Source organism: Fuerstiella marisgermanici, assembly GCF_001983935.1.
In the GTDB taxonomy this organism is placed as follows: Bacteria; Planctomycetota; Planctomycetia; order Planctomycetales; family Planctomycetaceae; genus Fuerstiella; species Fuerstiella marisgermanici.
In genome coordinates, this window is sequence record NZ_CP017641.1 from 7978820 (window position 1) to 7993563 (window position 14744).

12 protein-coding genes are annotated in these 14744 nt (G+C 56.0%); 2 read left to right on the forward strand and 10 right to left on the reverse strand.

The window, feature by feature from the left end; all coding sequences use genetic code 11:
* Positions 1-49: 49 nt before the first annotated feature.
* The 3 genes from Fuma_RS30080 to Fuma_RS30090 form a co-directional block, all read right to left on the reverse strand.
* Complete coding sequence (locus Fuma_RS30080) at positions 50-757, reverse strand: M90 metallopeptidase family protein (RefSeq protein ID WP_077027376.1); 708 nt, start codon at positions 755-757, stop codon at positions 50-52.
* 474 nt (positions 758-1231) lie between these two features.
* Complete coding sequence (locus tag Fuma_RS30085; protein WP_145944538.1) at positions 1232-2155, reverse strand: DUF1593 domain-containing protein; 924 nt, start codon at positions 2153-2155, stop codon at positions 1232-1234.
* 81 nt (positions 2156-2236) lie between these two features.
* Positions 2237-3625, reverse strand: coding sequence for a DUF1593 domain-containing protein (locus Fuma_RS30090; RefSeq protein WP_077028648.1), 1389 nt, complete (start codon positions 3623-3625; stop codon positions 2237-2239).
* A 3057-nt stretch (positions 3626-6682) separates the two neighbouring features.
* Here Fuma_RS30090 and Fuma_RS34485 point away from each other — a divergent pair.
* On the forward strand, positions 6683-6970 hold the full coding sequence (locus tag Fuma_RS34485; RefSeq protein WP_145944456.1) for a hypothetical protein: 288 nt from the start codon (positions 6683-6685) through the stop codon (positions 6968-6970).
* Between the two features lie 223 nt (positions 6971-7193).
* Here Fuma_RS34485 and Fuma_RS30105 read toward each other — a convergent pair whose 3' ends face one another.
* Both Fuma_RS30105 and Fuma_RS30110 read right to left on the reverse strand, forming a co-directional pair.
* On the reverse strand, positions 7194-7721 hold the full coding sequence (locus tag Fuma_RS30105; RefSeq protein ID WP_077027379.1) for a hypothetical protein: 528 nt from the start codon (positions 7719-7721) through the stop codon (positions 7194-7196).
* Between the two features lie 434 nt (positions 7722-8155).
* Entirely contained in the window at positions 8156-8560 is a 405-nt protein-coding gene (locus Fuma_RS30110; protein ID WP_077027380.1) for a hypothetical protein, read from the reverse strand.
* A gap of 93 nt (positions 8561-8653) precedes the next feature.
* Here Fuma_RS30110 and Fuma_RS30115 point away from each other — a divergent pair, with 93 nt between their 5' ends.
* Complete coding sequence (locus Fuma_RS30115; RefSeq protein ID WP_145944457.1) at positions 8654-9331, forward strand: hypothetical protein; 678 nt, start codon at positions 8654-8656, stop codon at positions 9329-9331.
* 388 nt (positions 9332-9719) lie between these two features.
* On the opposite strand, the gene Fuma_RS36500 is transcribed toward Fuma_RS30115, so the two are convergent.
* From Fuma_RS36500 to Fuma_RS30140, 5 genes are all read right to left on the reverse strand, one after another.
* Positions 9720-9845: a hypothetical protein gene (locus Fuma_RS36500; protein ID WP_257787782.1), complete on the reverse strand. Its 126-nt coding sequence runs from the start codon at positions 9843-9845 to the stop codon at positions 9720-9722.
* A gap of 92 nt (positions 9846-9937) precedes the next feature.
* A complete protein-coding gene (locus Fuma_RS30125; protein ID WP_077027383.1) occupies positions 9938-10438 on the reverse strand; it encodes a sigma-70 family RNA polymerase sigma factor in 501 nt (166 codons plus the stop codon).
* A 35-nt stretch (positions 10439-10473) separates the two neighbouring features.
* Complete coding sequence (locus Fuma_RS30130; protein WP_145944458.1) at positions 10474-11916, reverse strand: hypothetical protein; 1443 nt, start codon at positions 11914-11916, stop codon at positions 10474-10476.
* Positions 11917-12192: 276 nt separating this feature from the next.
* On the reverse strand, positions 12193-13059 hold the full coding sequence (locus Fuma_RS30135; protein WP_145944459.1) for a carbohydrate-binding protein: 867 nt from the start codon (positions 13057-13059) through the stop codon (positions 12193-12195).
* A gap of 67 nt (positions 13060-13126) precedes the next feature.
* Positions 13127-14599 carry a sulfatase family protein gene (locus Fuma_RS30140; protein ID WP_077027386.1) on the reverse strand — a complete coding sequence of 491 codons (1473 nt, stop codon included), beginning with the start codon at positions 14597-14599 and terminating at the stop codon, positions 13127-13129.
* Positions 14600-14744: the final 145 nt, after the last annotated feature.

Below are 14744 nucleotides of genomic sequence, written 5' to 3' on the forward strand. Positions count from 1 at the left end.
CGATGCTAAACATGTGGCAACACGGGCGACTGCCATCTGTCGAGGTTCTCTACTGCACTGGCCCCCAAACTTTGACCAGCGTAGCAAACATCCGCGGGTCATGCTCCTTCAGTTCCGCTCGCACAAACGGATAGAAGTCGTTGACGCCGAAGTACGCCTCGGTCGATTCGGCGAAGTACTCTTTGTGATTGGTTAGGCCGTAGTGTTTTACTCGGTTGCCGGTATGAGCCAGAACGTCTTCCAGAATTCCAGCCTGCTTCGCATTGTCGTACGCCGCTTTAATCTGTGGATGTTCGAAGTTTAACACCTGGTCATGATACGCATGAGCCAACTCATGCAGCACGCAGTAGGGATGCTTGGCCCACATGTGCGGATCGAACAATGCTGCAGCACGAGGAATATGCACGCACTTTACCAGCTTGGGATTGTAGCCGTTTTCGGTCAGCCATCGTTCCGACGGGTGGTACTGCATCGACTTCAATTCATGCGACAGGTCCACCCAGATTCGCAGCTTCTGCAGTTCCGTGACACGCTCAGCAGGCACGATAAAGGTGACTCGCTGCAGATGGTTCGCCAATGCTTTTAACGCTCGATCAGCCGTCTTCTGATGGTCTGCCGCAAGCAGGTCCGGATCAATCAGAACCGTCCAACCTTCGATGTTGCGTTGCACCGGAGTTTTGAAAGATGAAACCTGGGCGATGGCACTGGCCGCAACCGTTGAGGACAGCGTAAGAATCAGCAGGGTGAAACGCAGCATCGACCTGGCCTTGCGATGGAAATGAGTTCTAAATCATGGCAACCTGATGAAACGACTTCGGCCATTTCATGAGTCACTGGTCGGCATAGCGTACCTGTTCGCCGTCTCAGCAAGAACCATCGCTCGCCAGCCGACACCACACCGCACCAGATCAATCACTGGGCCGATTTTGCGGGGTAGCAAGGTTCGTGTGATTCCGGTGCTAAAACGGCTTGATCACAAGTAGAGCGAGAACGCGCACAATTGGCCAGCAACTCCTGCCAGGCTCAGCAAAGGTTGACTACGCACGTTGATGTTTAGGCGCCGGAATTCACAGTCGGAGATCAGGTGATGTTAATGCTGGTGCACGCCGAGTCGGCTGGCCACCCCTTATTAACACGTCAGGCCGCAATTGGTAGGAAGTGCCCAAACGACTTCACTGCTGAAGTCGGTGGGCGATGATGAACGTGGCTTCCCTGGCCAGCTAATTTGCCTTTACTTGAGCACTCGATCCATCCGCTGTTTCCAGTCTTCAAGATACTTGCGGCGCCAGTCGCTGACGGTTTTGGCACCGGCTCGATGATTGATGGACAAGCTTTGATCAGGGTTATCGGTCCAAAAGTGTTTGCCATGATCAGTCTTCACGAACGCTCCGCCCCAATGTGGCGACGTAGGGTCGTCGGCGTTGCCGTGAAGCAGGTACAGCAGTGATGGCGTATCCCCCATCTTAATGTCGCGTTTCTTCTTGAAAAACAGATCGCCCAGCGATCCATGCCCTTTCACGTTTTGCTGGACAAAACTGTTGTTGCCCCACTCACCGTCTTGCGTTCCGCCCATGTACATGCCTCGAAACGTGGTGTTGTTCTCAATCCACCACAAATCAGAATGATTGTTGAACAGATAGTCGCGAGCTGCAGTGTCATGTTTGGTATTCCATGAGCCGATCGAATACACACGGACCTTGTCCTTTATCGAAGGATCGTTGTGGACTGCCTGAGCCACGTCAGTGATGCTTCCCCAAACAAGAATCCACAGCGGCCGTTTATCAACCACTTTCGCTCGCTGGACAATCCAACGCGAACCGTCCGTTGGCTCGCCCCAACCGTTCTGTGGTGCCTTGTCGACAGCGCCCTGCTTCGTGGCATTCCGTAACAGTTCCGGCGCGGGGTAATCTTTCGAATGGCGTTTCAGTTGCGCGTAGTCGCTGGCGTAGGCATCGATCACTTCCAGAATATCGCTCGCACGCCCTGCGTTGGGCGGCGATGAAATCAAGCCTTCCACTTCAACAACGTCGGCGTACAGCAGCAGGTGTACCAGCGATTGAAAGTCGTCCGGATCTGATCCGCCGATGTCCGTTGACACAATCACGCGTGGTTTGTCGCCATTCCGCACGCTGTCGGGGGCCGCAGAGGTTGCCATTGCACAGACGCTACAGAGCAACGCAAAGGTCGCCGCGCATTGCAGGAAGCTTCTTCGATTGGGCTGAGTCATGGCGCGTCTTTATTTGGTGGGTTCGAAAATGATCCGACGGTATGCGGATAAGTTGTGCGTGCCATTGTCTGTGACTTCGCAAATGACATGGAACGTCTTGCCTGCCGAATCGGATGGAACGTCAATACTGGCGATGGCCGATTTGCTGTTTGAAATTTTGACATCCTGCTTCAACGTGCCAGCCGCCGACAACACCCACCAGTGAAACGTGAGCTGATCGCCATCAGGGTCGGACGAATTTGACGCGTCGAGTATAACCTGAGAACCCTGCTGGGGTTTCCTGGTCAGGATGTCCAGCGTCCTGTCTTCATCAATGGCAACAACCGGATTTCGGTTTCCGATTCCCTTTTTGGCCCAATCCATTCGCGCGGCGAAGTTGTTGAATGTGGCCGGGTAAAAGTGATTCTCCAACGCGTTGCACGCCGCCTTGCTCTCGCCCGCATGGTTGGTGAAGCAACGGGTCTCATTATCTGCGGCGACGCCCCATGCAGCATGGCCGCCCCAGCCACCGTGTGTCGGAATATCTGGGTCGTTTAATCCGTTGGGGATCAGATGTAGAAAGGCGGGTGTGTCACCTTCGACGCCGTATTTGTATTTCGGATAGACCGCGCCAAGGTTGCCATGACCTTGAATGTGAGTTTCATATTCAGGCCAGTTCCTTTTGCCGGTGCCGTTCTGAAATTTCCATGCGCATTCGTCCCAGATGAAGAAGAGATCTTTTTCGAATTCGCGGCGTAACCACTGATGCGAACTGTCCGTAAACGGAGTTCTTTGATCGCGGTCCTGATCCGTGATCGTGTACACGCGGAGTTTGTTCAGGAACTTCTTCAATTCCGCCGCGCTGCGATTCTGCTGAATTTTCCAGACCGCTTGAGCCAGCGGATTACCTCCGCCCCAGACCGTGATCCATAACGGGCGATCGTCGTCTTCGGCCGCCAACTTGATGATCAAATCGCTGCCGGGCGAATCGTTGCCTTTGCCCACATGTTCTGCACCTCGCTTCTTACTGCCAAATACAGTGCGATCGCGCAGGTATTGGGGGCTTGGCCAATAGCCGATCTGCTGACGAGACTCATCCTGCAAGTGGGCCGTTTGGCCGGAACGCTTCTGCAGATTCGGCAGGTCTTTTTCGTAAGCGTTGACAGCATCGTGTATCAGGCCCATGAAGTCATCGCGAGTCTTATCCAGACTCCAGCCTGTTGTGAAAACGAGCCCCTCGATTTCCAGCAGGTCCGCGTGAACCATCAAACGCACCAATGACTCACTGTCATCGGTTTCCCATGTTGAAACGTCAGTGAGCACAACCATTCGCGGCTTGGGAGTCCCCGCAACCGACGGCACTGCAAATGCACTCGCAAGTAGAACCTTGAATGTCAGCAGTAACCATGACCTGTACATTTCGTTTGCTTCCAGAGGTTTGTCACAGGGGAAGTTTTTGCCGGCTGACGTTGGCGTCAATTCACGGCACCGTCATCACTATTTGCGCATGAAAGCATAGCAGGGTGCCATCCGCGTTACAGGATACAGTGATTTGCTTTCAGGGCGAACGATTTTAGGAAGCGGCTCGTTCAGTTGCTTCACTGCGTTCATGTTGCCGGCCAGTCCCGCCCACATTCTATACTGGGAGGTTCGATTGCCAGTTCGTGTGAGGCAGGCTCCTGCCTTCCTTCCCGTGCGATGCGGCGTTCAATTCTGCAAGGCCGGAGGGCGTCTGCCGTGCAGACACTGCACATCAACACGTCAGATCACAATCGGTGGGCTTCACTGATGCTCGCCGAACCGGGACTATCGAGCCTGGAACATCTCCGGAACGAACTATCGCCCCCGCACGTTGAGAAGACTGGTCGAAGCGCCTGATGCGGACCCGCTGGGTGGCCCGACCGACTTGTTCGGTCGGGTCGCGTAGCGACAAGATGTGATATCATACGAGTGGAATATTTCGAGGCACTCACCCCACACCTTCCGGCTGACCAGTACGGTTAAGCGGCGCGTTTACGCTACGCACAAACACATTCATTTCGTGACGTTCTCCTGCTACAAGCGGCGAAAACATTTGCAGCATGATCAGGCGAAAAGGATTGTCATTGGAACCGTGAGCAGCCGGCCGGCCTTGCAGAAAGGCCTTTGCCTTGGATTCGTCATCTGCACGATCACGTCCACGCTCTCATGTGGTTCCCCGAGCCTCTTCAAATCAGTCCGTTCATGAATAAGTGGAAGGAACTGACTTCTAAAACGTTGAAGTCGGTGTTGCGTGAGCGTTTCCCGTATTATTGGTCGCAGATCGATTCGTCCCTGCGGGTCTGGTGCAACGAGCCAACCGCTGGCCATGGAGCTCGGCCCGCTGGTATCTGGAACGTCGATCTGTTCGCTTGCCGATTCGCTGGCCGCCGGGATGGGAACATGATGACCAGTTCGCAACCGATCTGTAGTCGACGCTCACGATGATCCATCTTGTGCCTGCGGCACCCAACCGCCATGAACGGCGGTCGGGCCACCCTGCGAACGCAGAGCACCAGAACACAGATCGCTTCCCACGCACGATCAGCCCTTGCCCGATCGTTTAACCCGCAGCCGAAGGCGCAGGCGCTGCTCACGCGGTCCCGTGTGTGGCAAGGCTTCTTGAGAACGTCAGAGGTTGCAGTATCGTTGTCGTGACCGGAATCCACCAAACAACCGTCAGAGCGCCGCCTGCGCCTTCGGCTGCGGGTTAAACGCGTAACCGTTCAAACACTCGCAAAGCCAGTGGCACCCGGCAATGCATTCGCAGTGGTGCGGTCACGCTCGATTAGAAACGCAGAGGTCGCGGAGACGCAGAGGGTCGCAGAGTTGGCCAGGGGCAGCATTTCCCTCTGCGGTCCTCTGCGTCTCTGCGCACTCCGCGTTAACCTGTTCTTACCCGCGTTCCGTCGACGTTCCCGCCACGCTGCCTAATCGCTTCAGCTTGCTATCGAAGACGAATGGCCCAAACGACACGAGCGCCGGAGCGTCGCTTCGCTTGATCCGGCCTACTCAATCGCCGAAGTTTACACCTCTCCCCAGCGAAGCTGAGGGGGAGGTCGGACAAGCGAAGCAATGTCCGGGAGGGGGCCGCGCGAACGCAGAGCACCAGAACACAGATCGCTTCCCACGCACGATCAGCCCTTGCCCGATCGTTTAACCCGCAGCCGAAGGCGCAGGCGCTGCTCACGCGGTCCCGTGTGTGGCAAGGCTTCTCGAGAACAGTCAGAGTTAGCAGTATCGTTGTCGTGACCGGAATCCACCAAACAACCGTCAGAGCGTCGCCTGCGCCTTCGGCTGCGGGTTAAACGCGTAACCGTTCAAACACTGGCAAAGCCAGTGGCACCCGGCAACGCATTCGCAGTGGTGCGGTCACGCTCGATTAGAAACGCAGAGGTCGCGGAGACGCAGAGGGTCGCAGAGTTGGCCAGGGGCAGCATTTCCCTCTGCGGTCCTCTGCGTCTCTGCGCACTCCGCGTTAAACTGTTCTTACCCGCGTTCCGTCGACGTTCCCGCCACGCTGCCTAATCGCTTCAGCTTGCTATCGAAGACGAATGGCCCAAACGACACGAGCGCCGGAGCGTCGCTTCGCTTGATCCGGCCTACTCAATCGCCGAAGTTTACACCTCTCCCCAGCGAAGCTGAGGGGGAGGTCGGACAAGCGAAGCAATGTCCGGGAGGGGGCCGCGCGAACGCAGAGCACCAGAACACAGATCGCTTCCCACGCACGATCAGCCCTTGCCCGATCGTTTAACCCGCAGCCGAAGGCGCAGGCGCTGCTCACGCGGTCCCGTGTGTGGCAAGGCTTCTCGAGAACAGTCAGAGTTAGCAGTATCGTTGTCGTGACCGGAATCCACCAAACAACCGTCAGAGCGTCGCCTGCGCCTTCGGCTGCGGGTTAAACTCGAAACCGTTCACACACTGGCAAAGCCAGTGGCACCCGCCGACGCATTCGCAGTGGTGCGGTCACGCTCGAATTGAAACGCAGAGGTCGCGGAGTCGCAGAGGGGCGCAGAGTTGGCCAGGGGCAGCATTTCTCTCTGCGGTCCTCTGCGTCTCTGCGCACTCCGCGTTAAACCATTCTTAGCCGCTGGGTGGTCCGACCGACTTGTTCGGTCGGGTCGCGTAGCGACAAGATGTGAGATCATACGAGTGGAATATTTCGAGGCACTCAACCCACACCTTCCGGCTGACCAGTATGGTTAGGCGGCGCGTTTACGATACGCACATACACATTAATTTCGTGACGTTCCCCTGTGACACGCGGCGGAAATATTTGCAGCATGATCAGGCGAAGAGGATTGTCATTGGAACCATGGGCAGCCGACTGGCCGTGCAGAAAGGTCTGTGCCCTGGATTTGTCATCATGCACGCTCTCGTCCACGCTCTCGTGTGGTTTCCCGAGCCTCTTCAAATCAGTCCGTTCAGAATAAGTGGAAGGAACTGACGTCCAAAACATTGAAGTCCGTGCTGCGTGAGCGTTTCCCCAATTATTGGTCGCAGATCGATTCGTCCGAGCCGATCTGGCAGTCACGTTACTACGGCGTCAACATTTGGTCACGCTCGAAGGTGGAGGAGAAACTGGATTACATGCACCTGAATCCCGTCCGGGCGGGTCTGGTGCAACGAGCCAACCACTGGCCATGGAGCTCGGCCCGGTGGTATCTGGAACGTCGATCTGTTGGCTTGCCGATTCGCTGGCCGCCGGGATTGGAACATGATGACCAGTTCGCAACCGATCTGTAGTCGACGCTCACGATGATCCATCTTGTGCCTGCGGCACCCAACCGCCATGAACGGCGGTCGGGCCACCCTGCGAAGTACGATTTCCAGGGAACTGAGGCGGAACACTTACTACAAACAACTCAACGCGCAATTCTCCGATTCCGGAGTCTACCAATCATGGGCTACCGCAACCGCAGGTCGCTTCGATCCATGTTAAGTGCGCACTGACACGGTGCTTCTTCCCTCATTTCTTTGGAGGGCGATGGGTTACCTGAGCCCTGCCACCTTGATATCGAATCGTGACTCCTGCTTGGGGCGGCGGCTCAAGTTCCGGCAACCATCTAGCAAATGTTCCATACGGATCGACACCCTCACGCCCGGGATGGGAACGCCGACCGCTCCGGTCGTCCCAAATAAGCCAAGCCTTGCTAGTGGAGTCCCAAAACTCATCAGCTGAAATATCGAACCCTATTCGATCAAAGTACCGCTGAATTAGATCCTGATTCAACCGGTCTGCTATTCGTCGCTTTCGATAGTTGCTCGGCTCCTCAAATGATTGAATCTCGCCACCAACAAAGAAACCCCATTTCCCATTATCCTCCTGACCGATCGCGACATTCCTTTTTGTCTTGCCAAAGTCGTCATAGTAGTCGAAATAAAATGTTGGAGGGTCAAGGTCGCGGTGAAACGCAGCGAATGCAACACGACCTTCGAAATGCGTGGCAATATACCCAACATATGGTTGGTCACTGCGCGCAACGTTAGACATCATGACAGTGCAACCGGGACGAGTTGTGGGTTCCCAGAACAAGAATTGTGATGAGCGCCAACTTGGATGGGGCGGACGTTTAGGATGCATGACATAGGAATAACGAATATCAAACTCTACCTGAGTTCGGTGAACGCTAAGCGACGCCGACAGGAGTAGATCTACAGTAATCTGAGAGATCGACGATGGAGGCCCATCGAACACTGCGAAATACAGTTCGTCATATGATAAGAATGGGTTCATAACACTTTCGGTCTTCATCTTTCGGCCACAGACACTGCTCTGATTCTGATCCATTGACGAAATCGCTGGGTGGCCCGACCGACGTGTTCGGTCGGGTCGCGTAGCGACAAGATGTGATATCATACGAGTGGAATTCTTCGAGGCACTCACCCCACACCTTCTGGCTGACCAGTCTCGAAATGCAACAGGGGCTGTCACAGCTTGTCAGCCGTTAGAGCCGCATCCTGTTGCTTCGCAACCCACCGTTTCAAGGCGGGCCACCCAGCGATGCTCCCTATGTCGAACGTGGTTGAATAAACCGTCGCAGCGATGTCTGAAGCTTCGAACGTCGTGTTCGTCATGTCAAACGTCATGTTTCCGACTATCGCAGCCATGTTTGAACCTTCGAACGTGGTTGAATAAACCGTCGCAGCGATGTTCCTCATGTCGAACGTGGTTGAATTAACCTTCGCAGCGATGTTTGAAGCTTCAAACGTCGTGTTCGTCATGTCAAACCTCGCAGAATAGATCGCCGCAGCCGTGTTTTCGTCGGGATCTATCTGTGCGACCGGTACAAATGCTGCAAAGTCACCGGTTTCGCCAGCAATGACAACCGACAAAGTGCTTTCTTCAGAAAACCACGGCGGGTGCGGAAACGCAAACTACGGTTGGGACAAGTGAAATTTTTCTGGAACCCTCAACAGGAGTTTGTCATGGTCGTTCGAAGCGGTACAAAAGCCCCAGCCGGTGAAACTGAGTTTCTCGCATGGGCCACGCAGTTTGTGAATCAGGTGGCCGGTCACCCTGATCTGTATCATCTGGAGGCGGATCGCATCCAGAAACTGCAGACGGAACTGAGCGAATTCAATGGATCGATCAGTGATGCCATCTCAGCACGCGATGCGGCTCTGGCGGCAACTCGACACAAGAAAACTGTTCGCACTCGTTTTGACAACGACATCCGAGTGGCCGTGCGAATGATCCAGGCCAACGATCAGGTCTCAGATGAGTCCTGCGAAGCGGCCGGTGTTCATGTCCACAAGTCGACTCGAACGCCAGTTGCCGTTCCGTCAACGTCTCCGGTTGGCTTTGTCATGGCGACCGATCGTCTGGAACACACGCTGTCCTACGCGAATTCGGCCACGCCAACTCGACGAGCTCGACCCGCCGGTGTGACCGGTTGCGAAGTGTATCTGTTCGTCGGCAACGACACGCCTCAGTCACCCAGCCGATACACGTTCAAAATGCTGAGTACTCGAACGCCTCAGCGAATCACCTTCGCCGACGAGGACGCCGGCAAAACCGCCAATTACCTGCTTCGTTGGGTGAACACCAAGGGCGAAGTCGGACCATGGAGCCAAATCATCAGCGCCACAATCCCCGCCGTCTAGGCGGGGACGGCCCCGCTGCCGATTGGCGTGGCGTGCGGGTGACGGTGTGGAAGCTTAAGCGCCGGCGGGCGGTACGCACCGGCGGGCGATTGGCGTGGTGGGCGGATGACGTTGCGAAGACTGAAGCGCCGGTGGTCGGTACGCACCGACAGGCGGTTGGCGTGGCGTGCGGGTGACGTTGCGAAGGCTGAAGCGCCTGCGGTGGTTTTGTTGTTCTCGTTGGTCGCGTTAGGTGTCGGCCAGTGACCAATGGGAACGACAACGACTCTTCGGAGCATCAGCTCCAATCGGCTGGCGGGCCGTCCCGCCTCGGCCGGTAGGCACCGGCGGGCGGTTGGCGTGGTGGGCGGGTGACGTTGTGAAGACTGAAGCGCCTGCGTTGGTCGCGTTAAGTGTCGCCAGGCTTCAGCGGGCAGGCCAGGTCCGCCGCTGCCTGGAGAGCGATGTACGCTTCCAGGCAACTGCGGCATTGGCTGATATGCTGGTATAGACTGGACGAGGCATCGTCGTCCATTTCTCCCAGCAGCTCGTGCGGCAAGCTCGACCGAGCTTGCCGACACTCATTTCTCTTTTCGAACTGCGTGGTTGGTAGGATTACCGAAGAGTTCATATCACTGCATCCAGTTTCTGTCGAAGCTTTTCGATAGCTTTCTGCTTTCGCCGGGTGACCGCTTGAGTCGAAACCTCAAGCAGTTCGGCAATTTCGGTCCCGTTGTAACCACGTCGCATGAGTTCAATCACCAGTCGCTCTTCCAGCGGCAGCGATTCAATCTGATTGCGAAGATCAATTACTAGATCGGGATCGGGATCACAGTCAGCGGGTTCAAACTCCATCGTTGTTTCCGCAGGAGCACCACGGGCACAACGCTTTCGCAATTTGCCGAACGCACGATCTGTGGCTCGACGAACGGCTTTTCGCAAACGCTGAGTCTGCGAAAACTGGTCTTCGGTTGATCCTTCCAGATCATCATCCGAATGGTTGAACTGTATCCACGCCTCCTGAAACAGGTCTTCCGCATCGTGAGACGTGGTGAGGTGCCTGTTTCGAAAGTACTGATATCGGGCAAGATTCCGCATCACGGAATCTTCAGAATTCAGAGTCATCATGTTGGCTCCACAAGGTATCTGAGAAAACTTCCCCTTTAAAAAGTGGAAGCCGCAGATGGTCCTCGTGGAGTAATGCTGTACCGCAACTGTTGCCGTTGCTTGATACGTGCCGTGAGTTGAGTGAATTCTGAAGCCGATTGTGAATCACTCACCGGCGGGCCGCGCGGATTGCAGTCAAACTTGAGTTGTTGCCAGATTCCGGCGATCTCCGGTGGTTCCGGAGGATTGTCGGATAACAGCAGGATCGCCAGCCCATCACTGGTCAGGATTTCCAGACGAGAAAACGCGTGCTGTTCTCGCTGCCCGCTGCGTTCTAATGCCTCCGTTGCCGTGTTATCGACGCAGACATTCGGCGATTCTTCGGCACTGCCCTGCTCCACGGCTTCCCGACGCGAATCTTTCAGAAGCTGAGCCTGCAGCCAGGTCGAAACGTCACCGACTTCCGTCGTGAACGGGCCGACGGCGTCCAGCTGCACAAGCACATCAATCAGATCGCCGATGTTCTGTGGAGCGGAAGGTGCGTGACTTCCTGTAAGCGTTGCTGCCGTAACCGTGTTGCCCGAAGTGTCCGCTCGTAACGTCAGCAACGCATCGTCAGAAACTTGTCGGCCCTTTGCTGAGCGCTGAACGTGGCGGAACCGAGAATTGGGCAGTTGTAGTTTTGCGCCAGAACGAACGGTGGACGACGCACCGACGTTTAGAACCGTGTTCGCCCGTTCAGGATCTGCCAGCGATGGCATCGAATCGGTAAGCGAATGAAACACGTCCGGTGCAGAGGCCGTCGCAGCCGATGTGTAAATTGTTGAGGACGTTGCAAGGACTTCGACGTTGCGTTGTGCAATCGGCGGCGTTTGCTCAGCCGTTGGTGTGACGACAACAGATGCGAACTTCAGCGTCGAACGAATTTCCGGCAACACGCGAAGTGTTTGCTCCGTCGCCGGTGCAGGAAGAAGTTTTTCGACGGTAAGGGCCGTATTAAGTTGAGGCCGCGCGATGACAGCCACACTGTCAGAGAAGTGATCACGCAGCGGCGCTGATACGACGAGACCATTCCTCGTCGAATCTTCCAGCAGTTGCGGACGATTGAACGAAACTCGATCGTCTGCTGAGCCTGAGAAGTCGTAGTGAAACGTGAATTCGTCGACAATACTTCCGTCGAGCTTGTCCATGTCCGCCGACACGTTCCCGGGCGGTGCGCTAGCGACAGGCAGTGCAACGCTATCTTCACGACCGACGCTTGTCACTTTCGTCGTGACGCTGAACATTTGGACTAGTTGTTCAGATTCCGCGGCAGCATTGTCTGCAACCAGCGTTAAAGCCTGGGCGTCCGCGACGTTGGCCGACAACAGTAATCGAACCTCCAACGCCGAATCCAGGGTCGCGATACAGGCCCCTGCAGCGTTAGCGGTGAGGCCAGTCGCGCTGCGACGCAACCTGCGCGGGCGGCGTTGGGCGAGGCATCGGTGAAGTAATCGCATGATCTTCACTTCTGCCTACCTCACAATCAATCTCAGAGACCAGGACCGTCGGCGCGCAATCCGCCCGCCCTCATTAGGGACGGCCAACCGCGAAAATTCCACAGAATCTTATCATTTTGCAGGTAGCGGCAAGGAATAATTGGCAGCTTCATCCAACTCAGGCATTTTACCGAGGAAAAGTTCATTCGCCGCTGCGAAACACACTGTTCTTGGGGCGAACAAATCGGGATGGGCGCAGAAAAGTCGTGCGAGAACGATCGCACTTACCGATTGCGACTACTGCTGAGTCGCTCGGTCTTCCTGACCTTCGAAACGCAGCCGAGGATCCTTGTTTTCTGCTGGGATTAGCCGAATCGCTCGGCAGTCCATGACGGCTCCCCCGGCTTTTTTGACGGCAACCAGCTTCAGCGTGATGTCATCTCCAGCGGGCACGCGAAGTTGTCCCATCGAACGCCACAGAAAGTTCTGGAAGTGGCCCGTGTCTTTGACCTGAAGTGACACTTTCTGATCGCCCACCCGAATTTCGATGTCACTGCCGCCGTGCCCCTTGCCGCAGCCCTGAAAGATTTCAACGTCGTAGGTTGCAGCCTTGTCCGTTTTAAGGCGCCATTCGGCGAAGTCGCTGGCGACCGTCCAGTAGCCGACGGTGTTCTTGTGCGGTTGCGGCTCAAAACGCAGCTTCTCACCGTGAGTCTTCGCGAATTTGGCTGGCAGAGTGATCACTCCATCTTTGTCGGCCCCGGCAATCACCTTGCCGCTGAACGCCAGCGGAACCGAGTCGGTCACGAGTTCCAGAAGCAATGGCTTCGCCGCAGGGACGTTCTTCAGGTGCACCGTCCATTCGTCGATCTCCGAATGCAGCTTCATTGATTCGCTACTGTCATCGCCGAGCCAGCGAGCTTCAGTAATGACGTTCGCCATGCGAGGCAAATTCAGCTTGCCGTCCTTCGGAATCTCTTTCAGTTCGACAATGACCGACTTCGGTGTGCTGTATGCGATGCCGGTTTCGAGCTTCAATTCGGGGAATGGTTTTGCGTCGGCTGGTAGCTGGGCCGATGCCGAGCCAGCTGTAAATGCGATCAACAGAAGAGGTCTCAGTCCGCAGCATATGCGTGCTGGTACGAAGGCAAAGCTTGCGGTCATGTTGGCATTTCTATTCTGGTTTGCGAGAACGCAGATGCTCAGGCGGAGTGAACCGTCTCTTCGGCGATCAGCGTGGCCCCGCAGCATTGATTTGATCTGCGTTGCGGTCTTGGCCTGGCGTGATCGCGCCGGTTTCGTCTCGTTCGTCTTTCGGCAGTGGTTTGCCGGTGACACGGTGGAAGGTGTCGGGGCTGATTTTTTCCGGAACGCTGTCGCCCGTTTCGTCCATCCATTGTTCCAACACGGCCGCCAGCTCTGATTGCTGCTTTTGATGAGCCGGGTTGCCCGCGAGATTATTCAACTGATGAGGATCTGCGACGACGTTGTAGAGTTCCACCTCCGGGCGCGGCGCCAGAAAGACGTCCTGTTGAGCGGCCGACAACTGCCCGGCCTCTTTCAACGCCAGCAACTTTTCATGGGATGGGGAACGCACGGAATCGGCAGGCCCCTGCAGCGGTAGTTGCGTGCGGAAGTTTTTGAGCAACATGTAATCGCCGTGCCGTACACTGCGACCATGAGCTTCGTAGTCGTGCCAATTGTGTTCGGAAAACGCATACTGCCGAATGCCTGCCGATGAATCGTCAAACAGCGGTTGCATCGAAACTCCCTGCATGGTTTCAGGAACGTCGCAACCAGCCACTTTCAGGATGGTGGGGGCCAGATCAATGACACTCACCAGGCTGACGCTGGGACCGGTGTGCTGAATCCCTGCTGGCCAGTGAGCGACCAGCGCAGTCTTCATGCCGGAATCATGCAATCGCGTTTTGGCTCGCGGAAACGGACGACCGTTATCGGCCATGACGAAAATCAGTGTGTTGTCCAATACGCGTTGCTGTTTGAGTTCTGCGACCACTTGCCCAATGTAATAGTCAAACCGAGTGACTTCGTTGTAGTAGGAGGCTAGATCGTCGCGGGTGGCAGCGTCGTCCGAAAGAAACGGCGGTACGATCACATCCTGCGGCTTGTGCATCGGTCCGTAGCGGTCAGTGTCCCATTGTTTGTCACTATCCCAGCCGCGGTGAGCATCGTAGGCGGCGAACCAGAAGAAGAACGGCTTATCTTTGGGCCGCTCTTCCGTCACTTTTACCCAGTTCGCATGGCCGCCGGAGTTGTTCTTGTTTTTTCCACCGTCCACATGGTCAAACGGCACCGGACGCTTTGTTGTCGACTTCATGTGATGCTTGCCGGACAAGGCAGTGTAGTAGCCAGCGTCACGCAGTGTTTCTGGAAACCAAGGCAGGTGTCCGGAGATCGGCTTGTGCAGTTCGGCCGCTTTGCCGTTGTTGTGAGGGTAACGCCCGGTGATGATGCTGGACCGGCTCGGACTGCAACTACTGGCCGTCAAATACGCTCGATCAAATCGAATGCCGTTAGCCGCAAGGGCATCGATGTTCGGCGTGCGAGCGGCCGTGTTGCCGTAGCAGCCGTAGTCATTCCAGCTGACGTCATCGGCCATGAACAAAACGACGTTTGGGCGTTCGGCGGCGGAGGCAGCAACCGTTACCGTGGCAAGCAGAATCAAGCAGGCAGATTTCAACATGGGTGTGAGCCCTTCGAGTGTTTCCCGCGAATTAAATCGGAGTGAAGTCTACCACCACACATGTCATCGCACGAGTGTCGAACGCGTTCGGCCCGGTGTCGCCGAGAAGGATTTCAGCGGTTTGGCCTGGGCTGTCGAGCGGTAC

Excerpts from the sequence above, each read along its gene's own strand:
- Fuma_RS30080 (WP_077027376.1), bottom strand. The coding sequence starts at position 757 with ATGCTGCGTTTCACCCTGCTGATTCTTACGCTGTCCTCAACGGTTGCG.
- Fuma_RS30085 (WP_145944538.1), bottom strand. The coding sequence starts at position 2,155 with ATGGCAACCTCTGCGGCCCCCGACAGCGTGCGGAATGGCGACAAACCA.
- Fuma_RS30090 (WP_077028648.1), bottom strand. The coding sequence starts at position 3,625 with ATGTACAGGTCATGGTTACTGCTGACATTCAAGGTTCTACTTGCGAGT.
- Fuma_RS30105 (WP_077027379.1), bottom strand. The coding sequence starts at position 7,721 with ATGATGTCTAACGTTGCGCGCAGTGACCAACCATATGTTGGGTATATT.
- Fuma_RS30115 (WP_145944457.1), top strand. The coding sequence starts at position 8,654 with ATGGTCGTTCGAAGCGGTACAAAAGCCCCAGCCGGTGAAACTGAGTTT.
- Fuma_RS36500 (WP_257787782.1), bottom strand. The coding sequence starts at position 9,845 with ATGGACGACGATGCCTCGTCCAGTCTATACCAGCATATCAGCCAATGC.
- Fuma_RS30125 (WP_077027383.1), bottom strand. The coding sequence starts at position 10,438 with ATGATGACTCTGAATTCTGAAGATTCCGTGATGCGGAATCTTGCCCGA.
- Fuma_RS30130 (WP_145944458.1), bottom strand. The coding sequence starts at position 11,916 with ATGCGATTACTTCACCGATGCCTCGCCCAACGCCGCCCGCGCAGGTTG.
- Fuma_RS30135 (WP_145944459.1), bottom strand. The coding sequence starts at position 13,059 with ATGACCGCAAGCTTTGCCTTCGTACCAGCACGCATATGCTGCGGACTG.
- Fuma_RS30140 (WP_077027386.1), bottom strand. The coding sequence starts at position 14,599 with ATGTTGAAATCTGCCTGCTTGATTCTGCTTGCCACGGTAACGGTTGCT.